This is a genomic window from Mariniluteicoccus flavus, from assembly GCF_054776655.1.
In genome coordinates, this window is sequence record NZ_BAAHBN010000001.1 from 40,000 (window position 1) to 62,313 (window position 22,314).

Genomic DNA, 22,314 nt, shown 5'->3' on the forward strand with positions numbered 1-22,314 from the left:
TCGCCCGCCCGCGGCGCTTCTCGCGCCGGGACACTTGTCGACTCGATCACGTCGGGCGTGCAAGGATCGACTACCCGTCTACCGCCGAGGAGCAGCCGATGACGACACCGCGTCCTGAGCTCAGCATCGTCTCCAGCAGGGTCCTGCGTGGCCCCAACGTCTGGCACTACAAGAAGGTCGTCCAGCTCGTCGTCGACCTGGGCGGGCTGGAGGAGTTCCCGACGAACACGCTGCCGGGCTTCACCGAGAAGCTCGTGGAACTCCTGCCGGGTCTGGACAACCACACCTGCTCGCGCGGTCATCGGGGCGGATTCATCGAGCGGCTCCACGAGGGCACCTGGCTCGGTCACGTCGCCGAGCACGTCGCGATCGCCCTCCAGCAGGTCGTCGGGCACGACGCGCGCCGCGGCAAGACGCGCGAGCTGCGCGACCACCCCGGCCGCTACAACGTCATCTACGCCTACGTCGACGAGACCGTCGGGCTCGCCGCCGGCGAGCTGGCCGTACGCCTGGTCAATCACCTCGTGCAGCCCGAGGAGGGTTTCGACTTCGAGGAGCAGCTCGAGGCGTTCATCGTCCGCGCCGAGCGCACGGCCTTCGGGCCCTCCACCCAGGCGATCCTCGACGAGGCCGTGGCCCGTGACATCCCCTGGATCCGGCTCAACAACGCCTCGCTGATCCAGCTGGGTCAGGGGGTCCACCAGCGCCGCATCCGCGCGACCATGACGTCCAACACGTCGTCGGTCGCCGTCGACATCGCGTCGAACAAGGAGCTCACGCTCTCGCTCCTCTCGTCGGCCGGCCTGCCCGTGCCGAAGTCGATCTCGGTCCGCACCGAGGACGACGCCGTACGCGTGGCGCAGCGCCTCGGCTTCCCCGTCGTGGTGAAGCCGCTCGACGGCAACCACGGTCGCGGCGTGTGCCTGAACCTGAACACGGTCGAGGCCGTCCGCGACGCCTATCAGGTCGCCAAGGGCGAGGCCAGGCGCGGCGGGATCATCGTCGAGAATTTCGTGACGGGCAAGGATTATCGCTGCCTCGTCATCGACGGGCGCATCGCCGCGATCGCCGAGCGCGTCCCGGCCCACGTGATCGGCGACGGCGTACGCACCGTCACCGAGCTCGTCGAGAAGACCAACGCCGACCCCCGCCGCGGCGTGGGCCACGAGAAGGTGCTGACCCGCATCAAGGTCGACCGGGCCGCCACCGAACTCGTGCGTGAGCAGGGATTCGCGATGGACGACGTGCCGCCGAAGGGCGAGCTGGTCAAGCTGACGCTGACCGGCAACATGTCCACGGGCGGCATCTCCATCGACCGCACCTTCGAGGCCCATCCCGAGAACATCGAGATCGCCGAGGAGGCCGCGCGCGTCGTCGGCCTCGACATCGCCGGCATCGACTTCATCGCCCCCGACATCACCAAGCCCGTGCGCGAGACCGGCGGCGGCATCTGCGAGGTGAACGCCGCGCCGGGGTTCCGCATGCACACCCACCCGACCGTGGGCGACCCGCAATACATCACCAAGCCTGTGATCGACATGCTGTTCCCGCCGGGTACGCCGGCGCGCATCCCGATCGTCGCCGTGACCGGCACCAACGGCAAGACGACCACCAGCCGCATGATCTCCCACATCTTCAAGGGCATCGGCAAGAAGGTCGGCATGACGTCGACCGACGGCGTCCTGGTCGACGAACGCCTGCTGATCCGGGCCGACGCCTCGGGCCCGCGCTCCGCCAAGATGGTGCTGCAGAACCCCCGCGTCGACTTCGCGGTGTTCGAGGTGGCCCGCGGCGGCATCCTGCGCGAGGGCCTCGGCTATGAGCAGAACGACGTCGCGGTCGTCACCAACGTGCAGCCCGACCACCTCGGGCTGGGCGGCATCGACACCGTGAAGCAGCTCGCCGACGTCAAGGCAGTCGTCGTGGAAGCCGTTCCCCGCAGCGGTTTCGCCGTGCTCAACGCCGACGACCCGCTGGTCCGCAAGATGCGCCGCCGGTGTTCCGGACGCGTCATCTGGTTCTCGATGGCGAAGCCCGGCACCGAGGTCCACGACATGATCGAGGACCACTGTCGTCGCGGCGGTCGCGCCGTCACGCTGGAGTCGAGCGATCTCGGCGACATGATCGTGGTGCGCGAGGGCCGTCGCTCGATGCAGATCGCGTGGACCCACCTGCTCCCCGCCACGTTCGGCGGTCGCGCGGTCATGAACGTCCAGAACGCGATGGCCGCGGCCGCGGCCGCCTTCGCGGCCGGCGCGTCGCTGCACGACATCCGCCAGGGCCTGAGGACGTTCTCGACGAACTACTACCTCTCCCCCGGCCGGATGAACGAGATGGTGGTCGACGGCCGCACCGTGATCATCGACTACTGCCACAACCCGCCCGGACTGCGCATGCTCGGCGACTTCGTCGACCGCACCGGCGAGCAGATGGACGCCACGAACGAGTTCGGGCGCGCGTGCCGCATCGGCGTCATCGCGAGCGCGGGCGACCGACGCGACGCCGACCTGGTCGAGATGGGCACCATCGCGGCCGCCCACTTCGATGTGATCGTGGTGCGCGAGGACGCGAACCCGCGCGGTCGGACGCCGGGCGAGACCGCAGCCCTGACCGAGCAGGGCGTACGCGAGGCCATGGCGGCCGGCGGCGTACGCTGCCGCAAGGTCGAGGTGGTGCTCGACGAGCTCGAGGCGACCCGCCACGCGATGACGGTCTCGAACCCGGGCGACCTCGTGGTTCTCTGTGTGGACAAGCATCCGGTGGTCCAGGCGGCGCTCGAGAACTATTCGAAGCAGGCACACCCGGGCTCCGCACCCGAGACCACCGGCGGGTTCGACAACCAGGTGGCTGACCCAGACGCGCGCCCGTCGGAGGAGTCCGAGGAGGAGCCGGCCGCCGAGGGGTGAAAAGTGCGCAGGTGTGCGCAACGCGCCGGGCGTAGGCCGCCCCGACCCGCGGAATGCGCACACCTGCGCGCAACACGCCACCCGTACGCCGCCCCAACCGCGCAATGCGCACACCTGCGCCCAACACGCCACCCGTACGCCGCCCCCAACCGCGCAATGCGCACACCTGCGCGCAACACGCCACCCGTACGCCGCCCCCCGCCACCCGATTCGGGTGGCGGGGCGCCGTGGTTGCTGCGCGGAGGCGACTCCGGGGTCAGTGCTGCTGCACGTCGCCCTTCGCGTCCTTCGCGTGACCCTGCAGGTCGTCTGCGTGGGACTGGCCCTGCGACTTCAGGGTGTCGGCCGAATCGGTCGCCGAGTCCTTGACGTTCTGCACGGCCTCCTGCACCGGCTCGGCCAGGTTCTCCTTGACTTCGTTGGCCACCGCGGCGGCCTGGGTCTTGGCCTGGTCGACCAGGGGCTCGGCACGGTCCTTGAGCTCGGCGACGGCGCGCTGCTCCTGGCGGGTCGCCGGGGCGAGGCCGCCGATGAGCGCACCGAGACCGAAGGCGATCAGGCCCGCGGCGAGGGGGTTGCCCTGCGTGCCGCGACGCACCTTGCCGGGGGTGTCGGCCAAGGTCTGACGGGCGTCGCCCGCAGCCTGACCGACGGCCGCACGGGCGTCCGACGCGCGGTCGCCGACGCGGTGACCGAAGTCGGACGCGTTGTCGTTGAAGCCCTGGCCACCCACGGCGGCACGGGCGCGCATCTGGCCCGCGGCGTACGAGGCCTCGGCACCACGGTCACGGCGGTCGTAGCCGCCACGGTTGTAGTCGTCGTACTGGTCGTCCGAACCCATGATCTTCTCCTTCAGGGATTGGGCGCCGTCCTTGACCTTGTCGGTCGCAGAGGCCACCTGGCGCTTGGCCACGTTGGACGGCTTCGCCTCGTCGGCGAGCGCGTTGACGTCGTTGCTCAGATTGGCGCGGGTCTCTTCGATCTCGCGACGGATCTGCTCGGGATCGTTGCTGGTCATGAGTTCTTCGCCTCCTCGCCCTTGAGGGCGTTCGGAATCTTGCTGACGGAATCGGCGGTGCGAGGAGCGCCCTCGACCTGGTTGAGCTTCGACTTGCCCATGGAGGCGAGGATCGCCGCGACGATGCCCCACAGAACGGCCACGATGACGGCTGCCCAGCCGAACATCGGGCGGTCGCCGTTCATCAGGTGGGCGAGGGCCCACCACAGCGCGAGCGACAGGAACAGCAGCGCGAAGTGGCCGGCCACGCCGGCGCCTCCGAGCATGCCGGCGCCCGTGCCGGCCTTCTTCGCCGACTGGGCGACCTCCGCCTTCGCGAGGGCCACCTCCTGACGCATCAGGGTCGAGACATCCTTGGTGATGTCGCCCATGACCTCACCGATGCTGCGGTTGTCGCCCTCGACCTGGCGTTCGTACGCCCGTCCGGGCTCGTACTGCTCACTCATCGACGGTCACCGAAGTTCGTGTCGTACGCCGTGCCGGACTGGTTCTGCCACGACTGGCCCTGCGCACCCGGCTCGGCCTGGTAGCCCGGGGTGGTGGTGTCGTAGCCCGACTGCGTGTAGCCCTGACCCGGCTCGGTCGTGTAGCCCTGACCGGACTGCGACGTGTACTGGCCCGACTGGTCGTAGTCGTCGCGGGCGCTGTAGTCGGAGTAGGCCGGCGCGGTCGGCGTACGGTCGTAGGTCGCCTGCGTGTAGCGGGCGTCCGAACGACGGTAGTCGTCGTACGCGCCGCGTCCGCCCTGGTCGGCCTGCTCGGCCTGGAAACCGCGGGCGAAACGGCCCACGAGCAGGCCGGCGCCCGCAGCGATGGCGAGGAACGTGATCGGGTTGCGGGCCGCATAGCGACGCACGTTGTCGACGACGTCCTGCGGCTCGGTGTTCTCGATCCAGCCGGCGAGGTCGTCGCCGGTGGAGGCGAGCGTACGCGCCAGCTGCGAGGCCTGGCCGTCCTGCGTGCCTCCCTCGGCCATCTCCTTCACCTCGCTGGACAGCGAGCGCACGCCGGCGGCGAGCTTCGACTGGCCGCCGCGGAGCTGTCCGCGGGACTCGCCGAGCGCGGTGTCGAGCAGCCCGCGGATCTCGTTCTTCGCGTCGCGGGCGACGCCCTTGGCCTCGGCCTTGGCGGTGCCGCCAAGGTCCTGACCCGCGCCCAGCGCGTGGTCCTTCAGGCCGGCGGCGTGCTCCTTGGCGACATCGGTCTTCCCGCGATCATCGTCGTACGGGTAGTTCTGGGTGTTGCTCATCTCAGCTCCTGACTCTCACGGGCCGACGGCCCGCGTGCTCCTGGCGGATCCGGGAAACATCCATAGGTCGATACCTATGGGGTAGAGCGTAGCCATGTCGACATTCGTCGCGCGACCGGGGTCTTCCCCGCGGGCTCAGGAGAAGGAGCCGGGCACCACGAATCCGGCGCGGAGCGCGCCCGCCTCGACCAGTGCGCGGACCTCTTCGCCGGTGCAGGCGTGGCCTCCCTGATCGGCGACCCAGGCGGTCAGCTCGGCGCGCTGCTGATGGGTCATGAACCCGATCACGTCGCCGGGATTCGCCTGCGCCACAAGGGATTCCAGGCACGGCATCTCGGAGTCGTGGTAGGCCGAGACCCGCGAGCCGGCCGCTTCGAGACCGCGCTCGAACAGCGCGTTGATCTCGTCCTGCTCGCGACCCCGCATGTAGCGGTCCTTCTGGGCCACCTCGACGACGTCGGCGTTGAGGCCGGCGAGTTCGCCCAGGCGTACGCCGACCTCGTCGAGGCGGTCGCCCGCCACGGCGATCTCCACCAGCAGGCGCCCCTCCGGTGCGCGCAGGCCGTGGCAGATCTCGAGCATCGCGGCCATGCTCGCCTCGTTGTGGGCCATGTCGAAGACGATCGTCACACCGTTCAGCGTCCAGATGTTCATGCGGCCAGGGTTGTTGCGCTCGGGGTCGAAGGTGGTGAGCCCGTCGGCGACCTCGGCGGTGGAGAAGCCCAGTCCCAGAGCTGCCGAAGCGGCCGCCAGGGAGTTCTCCACGTTGACGCGGCTGAGGCCGCACAGGGTCATGGGAACCGCGTCGACCTCGACGACGGGCACGGGGTCGGAACCCGCCTCCAGCCAGCAGATCCAGCCGTCCAGGACGGTGGTGAAGCGGCCGCCCTCGTCGATGACGGCCCGTCCCGACGGGGAGTCGGCGTCGCGGCTGAACACCCACGGGCGGCCCTTCGACGTCAGCCGCATGGCGAACGTCCGCGGGTCGTCGCCGTTGAGTACGCACCAGCCGCCGGGGCGGGTGATGCGCGGCACGACGCCCTTGACCTCGGCCAGTTGGTCGAGGGTGTCGATGCCGTCCATGCCGAGGTGGTCGGCGGTGACATTCGTGACGACGGAGACGTTGTTGTGGGTCACGCCGATGCCGCGACGCAGGATCCCGCCGCGCGCCGTCTCGAGCACCGCGAGCTGGATCCCCTTGCGGGACAGCACCATGCGGGCGCCCCCGGGCCCCGAATAGTCGCCCGTCTCGACGAGTTCACCGTTGTGGAACACGCCCTCGGTCGAGCACCATCCCACGTTGCGGCCGGCAGCCCTGGCGATGTGGCCGATCATGCGTGAGGTCGTCGTCTTGCCGTTGGTGCCGGTGATCGCGACGACCGGTACGCGGGGCCGCAGCAGGTTCGGCGCGGCGCCCATGGGTGCCTCGGCCAGCCGGGTGGTCACCTCGGCCATGACGCGCGCGACCTCGCCCGAGCCCGCCGCCTCGATCACGTCGCCGACGGCGTCACCGAGCGCACGTACGCGGCCCCCGTGGCGCCACGGCACGGCCACGACGAGCTGATCAGGCCGGCTGCCGGGACGGGAGCGCACCGCGAGCCGGGAAACCCCTGCCCCCGCGGAGATCCGCCGCACCAGGACGGCGACCACACGCGCCACGAAACGCTGGCGGAACGCGCTGCCGGGCTCGCCCGGGCGTACGGCGCGCACGCCGAGGTCACCGGCGAACGCGCGTGCGGCGCGGGTGTCCAACGTCATCAGCGGCGCGACGTCGAGCGTGAGTTTCACCGCCGGGCGGGGAAAATAGAGATTCGGCCCTTCCAGGAAACGCGCCTCGAGCGTCGTCACCTCAGGCGCCCATCGCGTGGAGGCCGCCGTCGACGTGGACGATTTCGCCCGTCGTGCTGGGGAACCAGTCGCTCAGGAGCGCCACGACCGCGCGGGCCGTGGGCTCCATGTCCTTCGGGTCCCACCCGAGCGGGGCGCGCGTGGCCCACACGTCGTTGAACTCGTTCGCCCCCGGGATCGCCTTCTTGGCCAGGGTTTCCAGCGGTCCGGCGGCCACGAGGTTGGAGCGGATCCCCTCGGGGCCGAGGTAGCGCGCGAGATAGCGCGACGTCGATTCGAGCGCCGCCTTGGCGACACCCATCCAGTCGTACGCGGGCCACGCGACGGTCGCGTCGAACGTGAGGCCGACGACCGACGAGCGCTCCGCCATGATCTCCTTGCAGGCCATGGTCAGCGAGGCCATCGAATAGGCCGACACCTCCACGGCCTTGCCGACGTCCTCCCAGGGCGTGGTGAGGAAGTTGCCGCCCAGGGCGGTCTCGGGGTTGGCGAAGGCGATCGAGTGGACGATGCCGTCGAGCCCGTCGACATGTTCCAACACCTTCTGGGGAAGGGATTCGAGGTGGGCCGGGTCGGTCACGTCGACCTCGAGCAACGGCGGGACCGGGTCGAGCTTCTGGATGACGCGGTTGGTCAGGCTCATCGCGCGGCCGAAGTTCGACACCAGCACGGTGGCTCCCTCGGCCTGCGCGAGCCGCGCCACGGCGTACCCGATGGAGGTGTTCATGGTGACGCCGGCCACCAGGATGCGCTTGCCTTCGAGGATTCCCATGGTTTGTCTCCTGGTGTTGAGGTTCAGTGCCCCATGCCGAGGCCGCCGTCGACGGGGATGACCGCGCCGGTGATGTAGCCCGCCCGGTCGGACGCCAGGAACTCCACCGTGGCAGCGATGTCGTCGACCTGGCCGAGGCGGCCGAGGGGGATCTGGGACCTGTACGCGGCCACCTTCTCCTCCGGCAGCACCGCCGTCATGTCGGTCTCGATGAAGCCCGGTGTGATGACGTTGGCGGTCACGTTGCGGGATCCTAGCTCACGGGCGAGCGACCGGGCCATGCCGACGAGGCCGGCCTTCGACGTCGCGTAGTTGACCTGGCCCGCCGAACCGAGCAGGCCGACGACCGACGAGATGAAGACGAAGCGGCCGAAGCGGTTGCGGGTCATGGTGCGGGCCGCGCGGCGCGCGACGTGGAACGAGCCGCCGAGGTTGGTGTCGACGACCTTCGCCCAGTCGTCGTCGGACATGCGGGCGATGAGGCCGTCGGCGGTGACGCCGGCGTTGGCGACGACGACCTCGACGGAGCCGAGCTTCTCCTCCACCTCGGTGAACGCCCGGTCGACGGCCGCGGGATCGGTGACGTCGCACTGCACGCCGAGGACCCCGTCGGGGACGTCGCCGCTGCGATAGGTGGCGGCGACGCGATGGCCCGCCGCGACGAGCCGCTCGGCGATGGCCCGGCCGATGCCCTTGTTCCCGCCGGTGACGAGGACGGTGCGGGCGGTCTGGGTCGTCGCCTGGGGTTCGGTCGTCATGTGGTGCTCCTGCTCGCTCGGGTTGGGCTCACGCTACCGATTACCCCCGGGTCGGGGAAACGACGTCTCGCGGGGCGCGTGGCGGACGCGGCGGCGTACAGTGGAGGGATGCCTGCGAGCGCGCGACGGCCGGGCGGTCAGCCCGAACCCCTCGTGATCACGACCGCGCGGCGGGGACGATCGGTCGACCTCTCCCGCCGGGAGGTCCGCTATGCCGTCACGATGTCGATCCGCATCGCGTGCTTCATCGCGATGGCATTCGTGGGCGGCCCGTGGCGCTGGGTGCTGCTTGGCGCGGCGGCGGTGCTGCCGGGCATCGCGGTGCTCTTCGCCAACGCGGTCGACCGGCGCGGGGAGCGCACGCCGGTGATCGACGAGGGACCGAGCTATCACCGTGCGCTGGAGCGCGAGGCGTCACCGACCGCGGGCGTGATCATCGACCAGGACTAGGGGGCGGGGGCCCGGCCTGCGAAAAGCGCACACCTGCGCGCAACACGCCCACGGTACGCACGCCCAGACCACGAAATGCGCACACCTGTGCACTTTCCACCCCCCCGGCGCAGCCCAGCCCCGCGCAAAGCGCACACCTGCGCGCAACACGCCCACCGTACGCACGCCCAGGCCACGAAATGCGCACACCTGCGCACTTTCCACCCCCGGGCCTAGCCCAGCCCCGCACAAAGCGCACACCTGCGCGCAACACGCCCACCGTACGCACGCCCAAGCCACGAAATGCGCACACCTGTGCACTTTTCACCCCTCCGTGTCCCACAACCAGCCGAGCAGAACGTTCACTCGGAAACGGCGACGGTCGACGGATCGTTCACCCCACGATCCCTGGCGCTCGCTCGGAGGACGTCCGGCGTGCGCGGGGTGTGGGTCGGGCACCCGCGAGTTCGGCGAAGCGGCGTAAAGACGCCGCCGACAAACAGGACCAAAGAACCCACGACCCGGCGTCCCAGCCGCAAGACGAAGCTCGCGGAGCCCGGCCCACACCCCGCCCACGCCCCACCAGGACAGAAACCCTCTAGCCGCCGATCGCCGACATCGGCCGGTCCGGCTGCAGGAAGCTCGGGTCGTTGATTCCGTGGCCCGGCAGCTTCACCGCGACCGCGCGTACCCACTGCTCGGCGATCTCCTCGTCGCTCGCCCCCGCGCGCAGTGTCGCCCGCAGGTCGCTCTCCGTCCGCGAGAACAGGCAGTTCCTCAGCTGGCCGTCCGAGGTCAGGCGTACGCGGTCGCAGGTCCCGCAGAACGGTCGCGTCACCGACGCGATCACGCCGACGCGCGCAGGCCCGCCGTCGACCCGGAACAGCTCGGCGGGCGCGCTCCCCCGCGCCGCGGCGTCGGCCGGGTCCTCATCCAGCGTGAAGCGCTCCGCCAGCCGCCCGTGGATCTCGTCGGCCGTCACCATGTTCGCGCGGGTCCACCCGTGCTGGGCGTCCAGCGGCATCTGCTCGATGAACCGCAACTGCACGCCCTCGTCGATCGCCCACGCCAGCAGGTCGGCCGCCTCGTGGTCGTTGACCCCGCGCATCAGGACTGTGTTGATCTTCACGGGGGCGAGCCCGGCGGCCCGGGCCGCGCGTACGCCGGTCAGCACGTCGGCGAGCCGGTCGCGCCGGCTCAGCTGCTTGAAGGTGGCGGCGTCGAGCGTGTCGAGGGAGATGTTGATGCGGTCCAGTCCGGCCTCGGCCAACTGCGCCGCGCGCTTGTCGAGCCCGATGCCGTTCGTGGTGAGGGCCACCGTGGGGCGGGGTTCGAGCGCCGCGACCGCAGCGACCAGACCGACCAGGTCGGGCCGCAGCAGGGGCTCTCCCCCGGTCAGCCGCACCGTCCGGATGCCGAGGCGCGTGACCGCGATGCGCAGCAGCCGCAGCAACTCGTCGTTGGTGAGCACCTCGTCATGCGGCAGCCAGGGCAGGCCCTCGGCCGGCATGCAGTAGGTGCAGCGCAGGTTGCACTTGTCGGTCAGCGACACCCGCAGGTCGGTCGCGACCCGGCCGTGCGCGTCCGCGAGGGGAAGCGTGGCCGGCAGCGGCGGACGGGAGTCGGGGGCAGTCATGGGGTGCCAGTCTAGGCGGGGTCCCCACCGTGGGTGGAACCGCCCGTGCGAGGATCGGTCGCGACCCTGGCACGCGGCGGAAGGACCCCCCATGAGCGACGAGGCGACGAGCCTGCAGACCTGGCTCGACGAGCTGGCCGGCACCCTCGACACCGGTGGCTATGTGATGGACGAGGAATCCATCCACATCATCCTCGACCTGGCCCGCGACGCCGCGCGCAACGTCGTACGCCCGTCCGCTCCCCTCACCGCCTTCCTCGTCGGCATCGCGGTGGGCCGCGGCCAGTCGCTCGGCTCCGCCGCGGCGAAGGCCACCGAGCTCGCCCTGGCCAACGAGGACGAGGTCGCCCCGCCCGAGTGAGAAAGGCCACGCCCGCCGGCCCCACGACCGTCCGCCAACCCGCGTACAGTGGCCCGGTGCGAAGCCTCTGGAAGCGATGGGTCGCGCTGCTGGTCTTCGTGATCGTGCTGGCGGTGGCCTTCGTCAACCTCGGCGAGTGGCAGTTGAGGCGTCTCGACGAGAAGCAGCAGCGCAACGCCACGATCATCGCGAACCAGGCGCGGCCACCGGCCCCGTTCGAGGCCGTGTTCGGGCGACCGATCACCGACGACGACCAGTGGCAGCGCGTCACCGTCGAGGGCACCTACGACCCCGCCCACCAGTTCCAGGTGCGCTATCGCTTCAACAACCGTACGCCGGGCTTCGAGGTGGTCACGCCCCTGCGGGTGGCATCCGGTCAGACGGTCCTGGTGGACCGCGGCTTCATCGAGGTCCCGCGCGGGCAGGCGATCCCCGACGCCGCCCCGCCCCCGCCGGCCGGCAAGGTCATCGTCACCGGGCACGTGCGACGCAGCGAGATCGGCAAACCCAAGGCCGTCGACCCGGTGAACAACCAGGTACGCCTGGTCAATGCCCCGGCGATCGGGAAGGCACTCCCCTATCCGATCGTCGACGGCTACCTGTCACTCACCGAGTCACAGCCCGCCCAGCAGGGCGCGTTCGTCCCCGTGGCCCTCCCCGAGCTCAGCGAGGGACCCCATTTCTGGTACGCCGTCCAGTGGTTCCTGTTCACCGCGATCGGGCTGGTCGGCCTCGTGGTGTTCATCCGCGGCGACCTGGTGGAGCGGCGGAAGCTGCGGGCCGCGGCCGCCGCCAGACGAGATGACCGCGGCAGCAACGACACCGGCAGCGACGACACCGACGACACGAAGGGCTGACATGGATCTCGGACTGGACGACAAGGTCTTCCTGCTCACCGCGGCGAGCTCCGGGCTCGGCCACGCCACCGCCGAGCAGCTGGTGGCGGAGGGCGCGCGCGTCGTGCTCGTGGGTCGTCGCGAGGAACTCCTCGCCGAGCGTGTCGCGACCCTCGGTGACGATCGCGCCGCCGCGCTCCCCGGCGACCTGAGCGACCCCGCGCTGCCCGACCGCGCCTGTGCCCTGGCGATCGAGCGCTTCGGCCGCCTCGACGGCGCGCTCGTCAGCGTCGGCGGCCCGCCCCGCGGCGGCGTCCTCGACAACTCCGACGACGAGTGGCGCACGTCGTTCGAGTCGGTGTTCCTCGCCGCCCGGCGTACCCTCGCCGCCGTCGTGGAGCGCGCCACCGACGACGCCGCCATCGGGTTCGTGCTCTCGACGTCGTCGAAGTCGCCGCTGCCGACCATGGCGATCTCGAACGGGCTGCGCCCGGGCCTCGCCATGCTCGTCAAGCAGGCTGCCGACGAGCTGGGCCCGCGCCGCATCCGCGTCTTCGGGCTGCTTCCCGGCAGCGTCCACACCGAGCGCCTCGACGCCCTGCTGTCGGGCTCGGACGACAAGGAGGCCGCCCTCCGGTCGACGGCCGAGGGAATCCCGCTGCGCCGCCTCGGCCGTCCCGACGAGTTCGGCCGCGTGGCCACGTTCGCGCTGTCGCCCGCCGCGTCCTATCTCACGGGGTTCGTGCTGCCGGTCGACGGCGGCGCCATGCGGGCCCTCTGATCCGCCGCGCCCCGAGACCATGATCGCCGACGTCGTCGACGGGCTCACCTGCCCGACCTGCGGGGCGGCGTACGCGCTCGACGACCGCACGCTGGCCTGTGCCGCGGGCCATCGCGTCGATCTGGCCCGACAGGGGTACGCGAACCTCCTCGGCCGTGCCGCGCCGCCTCACGCCGACACGGCCGCGATGGTGCAGGCGCGCGCCGACTTCCTCGCCGCCGGGCACTACCGGCCGATCGTCGAGGGCATCCTGCAGGCTCTCGGCGCGTCCGCCGGCCGGGCACCCGCCACGGTCGTCGACGCCGGCGCCGGGCCCGGCCACTACCTCGCCGGGGTGCTCGACGCGCTCGGCCCCGACGCCCGCGGGATCGCCGCGGACATCTCCGCGCACGCCTGCCGCCGCGCCTCTCGCCTCCCCCGGGTGGGCGCGATCGTCGCGGACACGTGGGCCGGGTTGCCCGTGGCCGACGGGTGGGCCGACGTGGTGCTGACGGTGTTCGCGCCGCGCAACCTCGCCGACGCCGCGCGCATGCTGGCGCCCGGCGGACGGCTGGTCGTGGTCACGCCGCGGCCCGACCACCTCGCCTCGCTGCGCCGCGAGCGAGGCCTCCTGGAGGTCGAGCCCGACAAGTTGGGGCGGCTCGACGAGACTGCCGCTGCCCACCTGCGGTTGGTCCATCGGGCCGCCGTCACCGCGCCCCTCGACCTCGACGCCGACGCGGTCCGCGCCCTGGTCATGATGGGCCCGAACGCCTTCCACAGCAGGGATGCGACGGACCCGACCTGGGAACCCGCGTCGACCACCCTCGCGGTCGACGTCAGCGTCTTCGCCCGCTGAGCTGTCACGAAACGTCCCCAACTCACCCGAAAACCGGCCAGATCGGCCGTTCTCGCGGGTCGAGTGGCCATTTCGTGACACCCGAGCCGAAGGGCTCAGTCCTGCGCGTCCGCCGAGAGTTGGGTGCGGTGGAGCTCCGCGTACGCCCCGCCCGCGCCCACGAGCTCGGCGTGGGTCCCACGCTCGATGATGCGGCCGTGGCTGACGACGAGGATCTGGTCGGCGCCGCGGACGGTCGAGAGCCGGTGGGCGATGACGATCGACGTGCGGCCGGTCATGGCGTGGTCGAGCGCGCGCTGGACCGCGGCCTCGGAGGCCGAGTCGAGGTGGGCCGTCGCCTCGTCGAGCACGACGATGGGTGGCGCCTTCAGCAGCAGGCGCGCGATGGCCAGGCGCTGGCGCTCACCACCGGAGAGTCGATAGCCGCGCTCCCCCACCACGGTGTCGAGGCCGTCGGTCAGGTTCTCCACCAGGGCACGGATCTGGGCCGACTCGAGGACGGCCCACATCTCGTCGTCGGTCGCGCCCGGCTTCGCGTACGCCAAGTTCGCGCGGATGGTGTCGTGGAACATGTGGCTGTCCTGGGTGACATAGCCGACCTGGTCGCGCAGGCTCGCCATGCGCAGGTCGCGGACGTCGTCACCGCCGACGTGGACCGAGCCCGACGTCGCGTCATAGAGCCGCGCGATGAGGTGGGTCATCGTGGTCTTGCCCGACCCGGACGTGCCGACGAGCGCGACGGTCTGGCCCGGCTCGGCGCGCCACGACACGTCGAGCAGGACGGGCTCGTTCCCGCCGTCGGCGGTGCGGCCCGGCGATTCCAGCGAGGCCAGCGATTCCGCGGCCCGGTCGGGATAGGCGAACGTCACGTCGCGGAACTCCACCGACGCCTCGCCGGTCGCGTCCCGGGCGTCGGCGCGGTCGCGGATCGCCGGCTCGAGGTCGAGGACCTCGAACACCCGCTCGAAGCTCACGAGCGCCGACATCACGTCGACGCGCAGGTTCGTCAGCTGGGTCAGCGGACCATAGAGGCGTGCCAGGAGGCCGGCGAGCGCGGTCAGCGTGCCGACGGTGAGGGTGCCACCGATCGACATCCAGCCGCCGACGCCATAGACCAGCGCCGTGGCCAGGGCCGCGACGAGCGTCAGGGAGGTCATGAAGAACCGGCCGTTCATGGCGATGCGTACCGACACGTCCCTCACGGCGGCCGCGCGCTCGGCGAACGCCGCGTGCTCGGTGCGGTCGGTGCCGAACAGCTTCACCAGCAGGGCTCCCGACACGCTGAACCGCTCCGTCATCGTCGAGGACAGGTCGGCGTTCAGGGACATCTGGTCGCGCGTGAGGCCCGCCAGTCGTGCCCCCATGACCTGGGCGGGAATGAGGAAGATCGGCAGCAGCACGAGCGCGGCCAGCGTGAGCTGCCACGACAGCACGAGCATCGCGCCGAGCACGAGCACCAGCGAGATGATGTTGTTCACCGACGTCGACAGCGTGGAGGTGAACGCCTGCTGGGCGCCGATGACGTCGGAGTTGAGCCGCGAGACGAGCTTGCCGGTCTGGGTGCGGGTGAAGAACGCGAGCGGCATCGACTGGACGTGGTCGAACACCTGCGTACGCAGGTCATAGATCAACCCCTCGCCCAGCCGCGACGAGCACCAGCGCTGGGCCAGCGTGACGACCGCGTCGAGCACGGCGATGGCGGCAACCACAAGCGCCAGCTTCACCACGAGGTTTAGGTCGCGGCCCAGCACGCCGTCGTCGATGATGTCCTTCAGCAGCAGGGGCGGCAGCACGCCCAACACCGCGCCGAGGACGATCAGCACGAGGAAGCCGGAGATCAGCCCGGTGTAGGGACGACCGTACGCCGCCACCCGCCGGACGACGCCCGGCGCGAGGCGGTGGTGGATGACCGAGCGATCCTTGCGGAGGCCTCCCAGCATCCGGCCGCCGCCGGAGCCCTGGGACATCATCGAGGGGGCACTTATTTCTTCTTGCCCTTCTTGTCCTTCTTCTTCGGCTTGTCGGCCTTCTTGTCCTTCTTCTTGGGCTTGTCGTCCTTCTTGCCCCGGGACTTGTCCGCCTTCGCCTTCGCGTCGGCCTTCGCCACGGTCTTCTTGGGGTCGACCACGGGCACGACCGCCGCGTCAGCGGTTGGGGGCCCGTCGACCTTCGGGACGATCGCATCGACCTTCTTCGCGGCGGCGGAGCGCGTGCGCCTGGCGGGGGCAGACTTCGCCGGTGCGGGAGCAGACTTCGCCCGGGCACGGCGCGCTGCCGGTCTGGCAGCAAGCTCGGCGCGCACGGCCGCGACGCTCTCCTGGGTGGTCTGGCGGGCGGCGACAGCCTCTGCACCGCGGGTGGCGCCACCCCGCGTACGCAGTTCCACGCCGGATTCCTTCAGCAGGCCCTGGACGAACCCGTAGGACCGGCCGGTGTCGGTGGCCATGGACCTGATGGACTCCCCCGCCGCATAGCGGCGGGCGAGCTGGGCGACGAGCGCGTCGCGGTCGGCTCCCGTGATGCGGGCACCCCGCGGGGGACGTGCGGCGACCATCGGTGCTCCCTTCGTCGGTCGGGCCAGCCTAGCGCCTTGGAACTGACCCGTGGTGCAGGATCGCGGGTGATCTTGTGGGAACGGACTCAGAAGTGCGTGGTCGTCCAGGGGCGACCCAGCGCCCCGAAGACGGCGTGGGCGCGGTCGAGCGCGTCGGAGGTTCCGCGCAGGCGGCCCGCGGCGGCCAGTACGCGGGGTTCGACACCGCCGAGGATCAGGGGGGCGAGTTCCTCCGCACCGCAGGCCAGATCGGGCTCGCGATCCGTCGCGCGGGCCTGCGCGCGTCCGGCGTCGACCTCCACCTCCCAGGTTCCTCCGGCGTGGCCCAGCGGGTCGTCGACGGCGAGGACGAGGCGACCGGATTCCCCCGCGTACCCACGGGACTGGAGCACGGCCACCGGATCGAGCACGCGGAGCCAGAGCGCGTCCTTGCGGGCGGTGACGCGATATCCCCGCGGGTCGGCGAGAGCCCACGGCAGGACGTCGTCGAGCGGCGCGTCGCGCCACACGACCTTCTCCGACAGGTCGATCGAGGCGACGTGCGCCCACAGCGCCAGGTGGGCCTCGTCGGTGAGGGCGAGGAGCTCGCGGACGCGCAGGGTCTCGCGGCCCTCCTTCGCCGGAGCGTACGCGACCCACCCGTCGATGTCGCCGGAATCGCTGCTGTGGAAGGCGTTCCGCAGGGTGCGGTCGGCCTCCCCGGACTCGTGGTCGAACACGCCGGACACGCGGTCGGCATAGCCCGCCGAGCGGCCGATCGACCCGAACTGTGCGGCGTGGACGCGCTCGAACAGCTCGGCCCCCAGTCGGCTCGCGGTGTCGCGCTCGACGGCGACCACGCGGCCGCCGGGTCGCGTGCGCAGGCCGAAGCCGTGGGACGTGTGGACCTCGACCGCCTGGGCGAAGGTGGTCGGGCCGAACCCGAACCGGCCATAGATCGTGCCCTCGGTGACCGTCAGCGCCGCGACGGCGTGGCCGCGCTCGCGGGCCGCATCGAGCTCGTCCGTCATCATCGCCCTCAGCAGCCCGCGGCGGCGGTGGGTCGCCTGGACCGTCACGTCGGTGATGCAGGTGACGTCGATCGGCGCGTACCCGCCCACGTTCAGGGTCTTGTCGAAGGTGACGAAGGTCGCGACCGGGCCCGGGGCCGCGTACGCGGGGCTCTCGGTGTCATAGACGCCGCGCATGCGCCAGGCGTCGGCGACGGCCTCGTCGAGGGCGTGCTGGATGACCTTGTCGCTGAGGTCGGGGCCGACGAAGCCCTGGTGGACGACGCGGAGCCAGTCCACCGCCTCGGCGTTGGCGTCGCGGTCGGTCGTCGTGGCGGTGAAGGTGCGGTGTTCGAGGGTCACCCCGCCACCGTAGCCGTCAGGCGAGCGAGATGAGCTCCGCATATTCAGGACCCCAGTGGTCCTCGACGCCGTCGGGCAGGATCAGCACACGGTCGGGGTCGAGCGCCTCGGCCGCGCCGTCGTCGTGGGTGACGAGGACGACGGAGCCCGCATAGGTGCGGATCGCCTCGAGCACCTCGGCGCGCGACGCGGGGTCGAGGTTGTTGGTGGGCTCGTCGAGGAGCAGGACGTTGGCGCCCGACACCACGAGCATCGCCAGCGACAGTCGGGTCTTCTCGCCACCCGACAGCACCTTCGCGGGCTTCTCGACGTCGTCACCGGTGAACAGGAACGAGCCGAGGACCTTGCGTACGTCGGTGTCATTGAGGTCGGGCGACGCCGACACCATGTTCTGCAGCACGGTGCGCTCGGTGTCGATGGTGTCGTGCTCCTGCGCGAAATAGCCGATCCGCAGGCCGTGGCCGGGGACGACCTCGCCGGTGTCGGGCTGCTCGACGCCCGCGAGGATGCGCAGCAGCGTCGTCTTGCCGGCACCGTTGAGGCCGATGATGATGACCTTCGAGCCCTTGTCGATCGCGAGGTCGACGGCCATGAAGACCTCCAGCGAGCCGTAGGTCTTGCTCAGATCGCTGGCCTGCAAGGGGGTCTTGCCGCACGGGGCCGGCTCGGGGAACCGGATCGCGGCCACCTTGTCCTGCACGCGCTCGCCCTCGATGCCGGCGAGCAGCTTCTCGGCGCGCTTCGCCATCTGCTGTGCAGCAACGGCTTTCGTGGCCTTGGCGCCCATCTTGGCGGCCTGGGTGAACAGCTGGTCGGCCTTGCGCTCGGCGTTCATGCGCTCGCGCTTGCGCCGCTTCTCGTCGGTCTCGCGCTGTTGCAGGTAGCGCTTCCAGTTCATCGAATAGACGTCCAGCTCGGCGCGGTTGGCGTCGAGGTGGAACACCTTGTTCACCACGGAATCCAGCAGACCGGTGTCGTGGGAGATCATCACCACGGCGCCCGGATAGGTCTGCAGGAACCCGCGCAGCCAGTGGATCGAGTCGGCGTCGAGGTGGTTGGTGGGCTCGTCGAGGAGCAGGGAATCGGCGTCGGAGAAGAGGATGCGGGCCAGCTCGACGCGACGACGCTGGCCGCCCGACAGCGTACGCAGGGGCTGGGTGAGGATGCGCTCGGGCAGGTTGAGGTTCGACGAGATGCGCGCAGCCTCCGACTCGGCGGCATACCCGCCCGCGGCCTCGAACTCGGCCAACGCGCGCGAATAGCGGTCCATCGCCTTCTCGCGCGTGGCGGGGTCGTCGTCCGACATGCCGTCCTCGGCCGTACGCAGCCGCGTGACGATCTGGTCGAGCCCGCGCGCGGACAGGATGCGGTCGCGGGCCAGTTGCTCGAGGTCGCCGGTGCGGGGATCCTGCGGCAGGTAGCCGATCTTGCCGGTGCGCGTGACCTGCCCGCTCGCGGGCTGGCCGTCGCCGGCGAGGATGCGGGTCATGGTCGTCTTGCCGGCGCCGTTGCGGCCGACGAGGCCGACCTTCTCGCCCGGTGACACCTGGAACGAGACCGGGGACAGCAACAGGCGCGCTCCCGCGCGCACTTCAAGGTCTCGGACACTCAGCACCCGGCCATGATTCCGTACGCGGCGCGCTGCCCCAAATCCCCGCGTGCCGTCGAGCGATCCGTTGGCTGAGCGAGCGCAGCGAGTCGAAGCCGCAACACCCGGCGTTCCCTCAGCGGGGCCACGATCCGGGGCCCGTCCTGCGAGGCCGCCATCCGGGGCCGCCATCCGTATGGCGGCCGAAGGTGCGCATGACGGCCCGCATGCAGGCCGCCACGGGGACCAGGGGCCGCCTCGCGAATGACGGCCTGGAATGGCGGCCTGTGGTCCTGTGGTCGGCGGCGAGCGTAAGAACGGCCGTCGCCGTCCCCGCCCTGATTGGGTTCATGGACGATGTGCGCCGATAGACCATCTCGACCGCAATTTCACGGGTTGGACGATTGATCTACGCACATCGTCCACAGTTCGGTGCGGCAGCCCGTCGTATCCGTCGGGTCTGGCGAATCCGTCGGGTCTGGCGAAGTTGCCCGGCTCGTCGGCCCGTGCTGTCATTTGATTCAGGCCCGACAACCCGGGCCCCGGACGAGGGAGCCGTACCCGGACACGCGACAAGACGGCCACCAGGAGTGGACCATGGCGTGGATCGTCCTCATCATCTCCGGCCTGTTCGAGGCCGTCTGGGCAACAGCCCTCGACCGTTCGAACGGCTTCACCCGGTTCTGGCCCGTCGTGGTCTTCCTCATCGGGTCGGTGATCAGCGTCGGCGGCCTCGGCTGGGCGTTGAAGACCCTGCCGGTCGGGACGGCGTACGTGGTGTGGGTCGGCATCGGCGGCGTGACGACCGTGGCGTACGCGATGCTCACGGGGTCCGAGTCCGTGAGCGTGGCCAAGATCGTGCTGATCCTCGGGATCCTCGGCTGCGTGGCGGGGCTCAAGGCCCTCCACTGAGGTCGCCGTAGCGATCGACGAGCGCGGCGGCGCGGTCGCGAAGTCCGGTACGCAGCGCCTGCGGCGCCAGTGCTTCGGCGTCCGCGCCGAGCTGCCAGACCGCCCACGTGGCGTGCCGGAGATCCTCGAACATGACCTCGAGCCTGAGCCGGCCGTCGGGCTCCTGCCGCTCGTCGAGCACAGCCCGCGATGCCTCCAGCAGCGCTTCGCGGCACGCGGGCACGATCCTGATGACGGCCCTGAGGTGGTCCTCGGACAGGAATTGCGCGGCCCGGTCGCGCCAGAGGCGGTCGAGATCGACCCGGGCCGGACGCCGGGCGGCGTCGGCCAGCACCTCGACCTCGATGATCCGGGAGAGCCGGAACGTGCGGTCCTCGCCGTCACGAAGGGCCAGCAGGTAGGTGTGACCCCGCACGGTCACGAGACCGATCGGGTCCACCGTGTGTGACTTCGTGGCCCTTCCGGGCGCCGCATAGGCGAAGTGCAGTCTCCGCCCCGCGAGCACGGCCCTGCGCACCTCGGCCACCAGCGGTTTGCTGACCTCGTCGACCGTCTGGCGCCGGGAGAGCAGGTCGGTCTCCGGCTCGACCAACAGCCGCTGGGAGGCGTCGCCGACGCCCACGCGGTGGCCTTCCGGCAGCGCGTCGACCACCTTCCGCATCGCGGAGGCGAGGGCCGACCCGAGCCCGAAGGCGCGTTCGCCGCTGCCCGATCCTGCGGTCAACAGGGCGAGGGCCTCGTCGTGGTTCAGACCGGTGAGCTCGGTGCGGAAGCCGGGGAGCAGGGCGAATCCTCCGTGCCGACCGCGCTCCGCGTACACCGGCACTCCCGCCGTGGAGAGGGCCTCGATGTCGCGAAGCACGGTCCGGGGCGAGACCTCGAGCTCGGCGGCGAGCGCGTCGGCCGTCATGCGGCCGCGCTGGCGCAGCAGCAGCACGAGGGAGACCAACCGATCGGCGCGCACGACGAAACTCTAGGAGAAAATCTGACACAGGGTGTCAGGTTTCGACACGAGGCTGGGCGGACGCACACCACCACAGCGAACGGAGCAGCAATGGAGCGCACAGCAATCAACCCGGTGACCTGGTCCAAGGAGATGGGCTTCAACCAGGGCGAGCTCGTGTCAGGCGAGTCCCGCACCCTGTACATCTCCGGGCAGACCGCGATGACCGGCGACGGCCAGCCCGCCCACGAGGGCGACATGGGGGCGCAGCTCGCCCTCGCGCTGGACAACCTCGAGGCCGTCCTCTCCGACGCCGGCATGTCGCTCGCGAACCTCGTGCGGCTGAACGTCTACACGACCGACATCGATGCCCTCTTCCCCCACTACGGGGTGCTGGCGGGCCGACTCGGAGCGCGCCGCGCCGCGCCGGCGACGACCATGCTCGGTGTGACGAGGCTCGCGATCCCCGGCCAATTCGTCGAGCTCGAGGGCACGGCGGTCGACTAGGTCCTCACCCGGGCGAAGACCCACGGACTCACTCGTCGACCATTCCGAAAGCCGCGATCCGCGCCCCCACCTCCCGCAGCGCGGCGCGCAGCTCGACCGGCTCGACCACCTCGAGCTCGGCGCCGAGGTCGAGGGCGGCCAGGGCAAGGTGCCGCGCGATCGCCGCCATGTCGTCGGCGCCCGCCCGCACCTCGGTGACGCCCTCGGCCACCTCGGTGAGCGTGGCGTGCCATCGTGTCACCCGCTTCTCGACCTCGGCGAGCGGCGCGTGGAGGCGCACGACGGCGTTGACCGGCCAGACGGGCGTGGCCATGGCCCGGCGTACGTGCTCGGCGGGGTCGGGCGAGGGCCGCGCCGGGAAGCGGAACGTGGTGACGTGGAGGTCGGCCATGCGGTCCAGCCTGAAGGTGCGCCAGTCGTCGCGGTCGCGGTCGAAGCAGAAGAGATACCAGAGGCGGCCCGTGGTGAGGAGCCGGACGGGCTCGACATCGCGCTCGGCCGGCGCACGGCCCGGCGTGGCGTAGGTGAACCGCACGCGTACGCCGTCGCTCGTCGCGCGGGCCAGCCGCGCGAGCACGTCGGCGTCGGCGCGGGGCACGCCGGTCAGGTCGAGCGTGGCCGTCGACGCGTCGATGGCGCGCACCACCGGCACGAGCCGGCCGGGCAACACCTGCTCGAGTTTGGTCAGCGCCCGCAGCGCCTGCTCCTCGATGCCGCTGACAGCTCCGGCCGCGGCCTGCCGGAGGCCCACCGCGACCGCGACGGCCTCGTCGTCGTCCAGCACCAGCGGCGGCAGGCGCGTGCCGCGGCCGAGGCGATAGCCGCCCTCGGCACCCTGCTCGCCGGTGACGGGATAGCCCAGCGTCCGCAGGCGGTCGACGTCGCGTCGGACCGTGCGCGTCGTGACGCCGAGCCGATCGGCGAGCTCGGTCCCGCTCCACACGGCGCGCGACTCCAGCAGGCTCAGCAGGGAGAGCACGCGATAGGTCGGATCGGTCATGGACCAAGGCTGCCAGACACTGCGGA

The 22,314-nt window shown here is 71.1% G+C and carries 21 protein-coding genes and 1 riboswitch; of the genes, 8 read left to right on the forward strand and 13 right to left on the reverse strand.

Annotated elements, in window-relative coordinates; all coding sequences use genetic code 11:
* Positions 1-98 precede the first annotated feature (98 nt).
* The gene (cphA, locus tag ACYVAG_RS00210) at positions 99-2,906 is read left to right on the forward strand and encodes a cyanophycin synthetase (RefSeq protein WP_460765064.1); all 2,808 of its coding nucleotides are present in this window, start codon (positions 99-101) and stop codon (positions 2,904-2,906) included.
* A gap of 256 nt (positions 2,907-3,162) precedes the next feature.
* Here cphA and ACYVAG_RS00215 read toward each other — a convergent pair whose 3' ends face one another.
* The 6 genes from ACYVAG_RS00215 to fabG all read right to left on the reverse strand — a co-directional run bounded on the left by ACYVAG_RS00215 (position 3,163) and on the right by fabG (position 8,551).
* Positions 3,163-3,924, reverse strand: coding sequence for a DUF3618 domain-containing protein (locus ACYVAG_RS00215; protein ID WP_460765066.1), 762 nt, complete (start codon positions 3,922-3,924; stop codon positions 3,163-3,165).
* Positions 3,921-4,370 (reverse strand): phage holin family protein, encoded by a 450-nt coding sequence (locus ACYVAG_RS00220; RefSeq protein ID WP_460765068.1) that lies wholly within the window; start codon positions 4,368-4,370, stop codon positions 3,921-3,923. Before ACYVAG_RS00220 ends, ACYVAG_RS00215 begins: the two co-directional genes overlap by 4 nt.
* A complete protein-coding gene (locus tag ACYVAG_RS00225) occupies positions 4,367-5,173 on the reverse strand; it encodes a hypothetical protein (RefSeq protein ID WP_460765070.1) in 807 nt (268 codons plus the stop codon). The genes ACYVAG_RS00220 and ACYVAG_RS00225 overlap by 4 nt, the downstream gene beginning before the upstream one ends.
* Positions 5,174-5,308: 135 nt before the next feature.
* Complete coding sequence (locus ACYVAG_RS00230; protein ID WP_460765072.1) at positions 5,309-6,961, reverse strand: Mur ligase family protein; 1,653 nt, start codon at positions 6,959-6,961, stop codon at positions 5,309-5,311.
* 61 nt (positions 6,962-7,022) lie between these two features.
* Positions 7,023-7,793 (reverse strand): enoyl-ACP reductase FabI, encoded by a 771-nt coding sequence (gene fabI, locus ACYVAG_RS00235; RefSeq protein WP_460765074.1) that lies wholly within the window; start codon positions 7,791-7,793, stop codon positions 7,023-7,025.
* A 23-nt stretch (positions 7,794-7,816) separates the two neighbouring features.
* A complete protein-coding gene (gene fabG / locus ACYVAG_RS00240) occupies positions 7,817-8,551 on the reverse strand; it encodes a 3-oxoacyl-ACP reductase FabG (RefSeq protein WP_460765076.1) in 735 nt (244 codons plus the stop codon).
* A 108-nt stretch (positions 8,552-8,659) separates the two neighbouring features.
* Here fabG and ACYVAG_RS00245 point away from each other — a divergent pair, with 108 nt between their 5' ends.
* Positions 8,660-9,001 carry a DUF3099 domain-containing protein gene (locus tag ACYVAG_RS00245; RefSeq protein ID WP_460765078.1) on the forward strand — a complete coding sequence of 114 codons (342 nt, stop codon included), beginning with the start codon at positions 8,660-8,662 and terminating at the stop codon, positions 8,999-9,001.
* A 577-nt stretch (positions 9,002-9,578) separates the two neighbouring features.
* Here ACYVAG_RS00245 and moaA read toward each other — a convergent pair.
* Positions 9,579-10,616: a GTP 3',8-cyclase MoaA gene (moaA, locus tag ACYVAG_RS00250; RefSeq protein WP_460765080.1), complete on the reverse strand. Its 1,038-nt coding sequence runs from the start codon at positions 10,614-10,616 to the stop codon at positions 9,579-9,581.
* A gap of 91 nt (positions 10,617-10,707) precedes the next feature.
* On the opposite strand from moaA, the gene ACYVAG_RS00255 reads away from it, so the two are divergent.
* Genes ACYVAG_RS00255 through ACYVAG_RS00270 form a run of 4 tightly spaced genes read left to right on the forward strand, consistent with a single transcriptional unit; the run spans position 10,708 to position 13,432 of the window.
* Positions 10,708-10,977: a DUF6457 domain-containing protein gene (locus tag ACYVAG_RS00255; protein WP_460765082.1), complete on the forward strand. Its 270-nt coding sequence runs from the start codon at positions 10,708-10,710 to the stop codon at positions 10,975-10,977.
* Between the two features lie 56 nt (positions 10,978-11,033).
* Positions 11,034-11,834: an SURF1 family cytochrome oxidase biogenesis protein gene (locus tag ACYVAG_RS00260; RefSeq protein ID WP_460765083.1), complete on the forward strand. Its 801-nt coding sequence runs from the start codon at positions 11,034-11,036 to the stop codon at positions 11,832-11,834.
* A gap of 1 nt (position 11,835) precedes the next feature.
* Positions 11,836-12,594: an SDR family oxidoreductase gene (locus tag ACYVAG_RS00265; RefSeq protein ID WP_460765085.1), complete on the forward strand. Its 759-nt coding sequence runs from the start codon at positions 11,836-11,838 to the stop codon at positions 12,592-12,594.
* Between the two features lie 19 nt (positions 12,595-12,613).
* Entirely contained in the window at positions 12,614-13,432 is an 819-nt protein-coding gene (locus ACYVAG_RS00270) for a putative RNA methyltransferase (protein WP_460765087.1), read from the forward strand.
* A gap of 95 nt (positions 13,433-13,527) precedes the next feature.
* Here the strand turns inward: ACYVAG_RS00270 and ACYVAG_RS00275 are convergent, their stop codons facing one another.
* The 4 genes from ACYVAG_RS00275 to ACYVAG_RS00290 form a co-directional block, all read right to left on the reverse strand.
* Positions 13,528-15,399 (reverse strand): ABC transporter ATP-binding protein, encoded by a 1,872-nt coding sequence (locus ACYVAG_RS00275; RefSeq protein WP_460765089.1) that lies wholly within the window; start codon positions 15,397-15,399, stop codon positions 13,528-13,530.
* Positions 15,400-15,413: 14 nt separating this feature from the next.
* Entirely contained in the window at positions 15,414-15,986 is a 573-nt protein-coding gene (locus tag ACYVAG_RS00280) for a helix-turn-helix domain-containing protein (protein WP_460765091.1), read from the reverse strand.
* Between the two features lie 86 nt (positions 15,987-16,072).
* Positions 16,073-17,338: a GNAT family N-acetyltransferase gene (locus ACYVAG_RS00285; protein ID WP_460765093.1), complete on the reverse strand. Its 1,266-nt coding sequence runs from the start codon at positions 17,336-17,338 to the stop codon at positions 16,073-16,075.
* A gap of 16 nt (positions 17,339-17,354) precedes the next feature.
* Positions 17,355-18,953: an ABC-F family ATP-binding cassette domain-containing protein gene (locus ACYVAG_RS00290; protein WP_460765095.1), complete on the reverse strand. Its 1,599-nt coding sequence runs from the start codon at positions 18,951-18,953 to the stop codon at positions 17,355-17,357.
* A 493-nt stretch (positions 18,954-19,446) separates the two neighbouring features.
* Positions 19,447-19,512, forward strand: a riboswitch (guanidine-III (ykkC-III) riboswitch).
* An 11-nt stretch (positions 19,513-19,523) separates the two neighbouring features.
* Between ACYVAG_RS00290 and ACYVAG_RS00295 the strand changes: the two genes are divergently transcribed.
* The gene (locus ACYVAG_RS00295; RefSeq protein WP_460765097.1) at positions 19,524-19,838 is read left to right on the forward strand and encodes a DMT family transporter; all 315 of its coding nucleotides are present in this window, start codon (positions 19,524-19,526) and stop codon (positions 19,836-19,838) included.
* On the opposite strand, the gene ACYVAG_RS00300 is transcribed toward ACYVAG_RS00295, so the two are convergent.
* Positions 19,822-20,802, reverse strand: coding sequence for a helix-turn-helix transcriptional regulator (locus tag ACYVAG_RS00300; protein WP_460765099.1), 981 nt, complete (start codon positions 20,800-20,802; stop codon positions 19,822-19,824). The genes ACYVAG_RS00295 and ACYVAG_RS00300 overlap by 17 nt on opposite strands.
* Positions 20,803-20,892: 90 nt before the next feature.
* On the opposite strand from ACYVAG_RS00300, the gene ACYVAG_RS00305 reads away from it, so the two are divergent.
* Positions 20,893-21,288, forward strand: a complete 396-nt coding sequence (locus tag ACYVAG_RS00305; protein WP_460765101.1) for a RidA family protein — start codon at positions 20,893-20,895, stop codon at positions 21,286-21,288.
* Positions 21,289-21,316: 28 nt separating this feature from the next.
* Here the strand turns inward: ACYVAG_RS00305 and ACYVAG_RS00310 are convergent, their stop codons facing one another.
* The gene (locus ACYVAG_RS00310; RefSeq protein WP_460765103.1) at positions 21,317-22,288 is read right to left on the reverse strand and encodes a helix-turn-helix transcriptional regulator; all 972 of its coding nucleotides are present in this window, start codon (positions 22,286-22,288) and stop codon (positions 21,317-21,319) included.
* Positions 22,289-22,314: the final 26 nt, after the last annotated feature.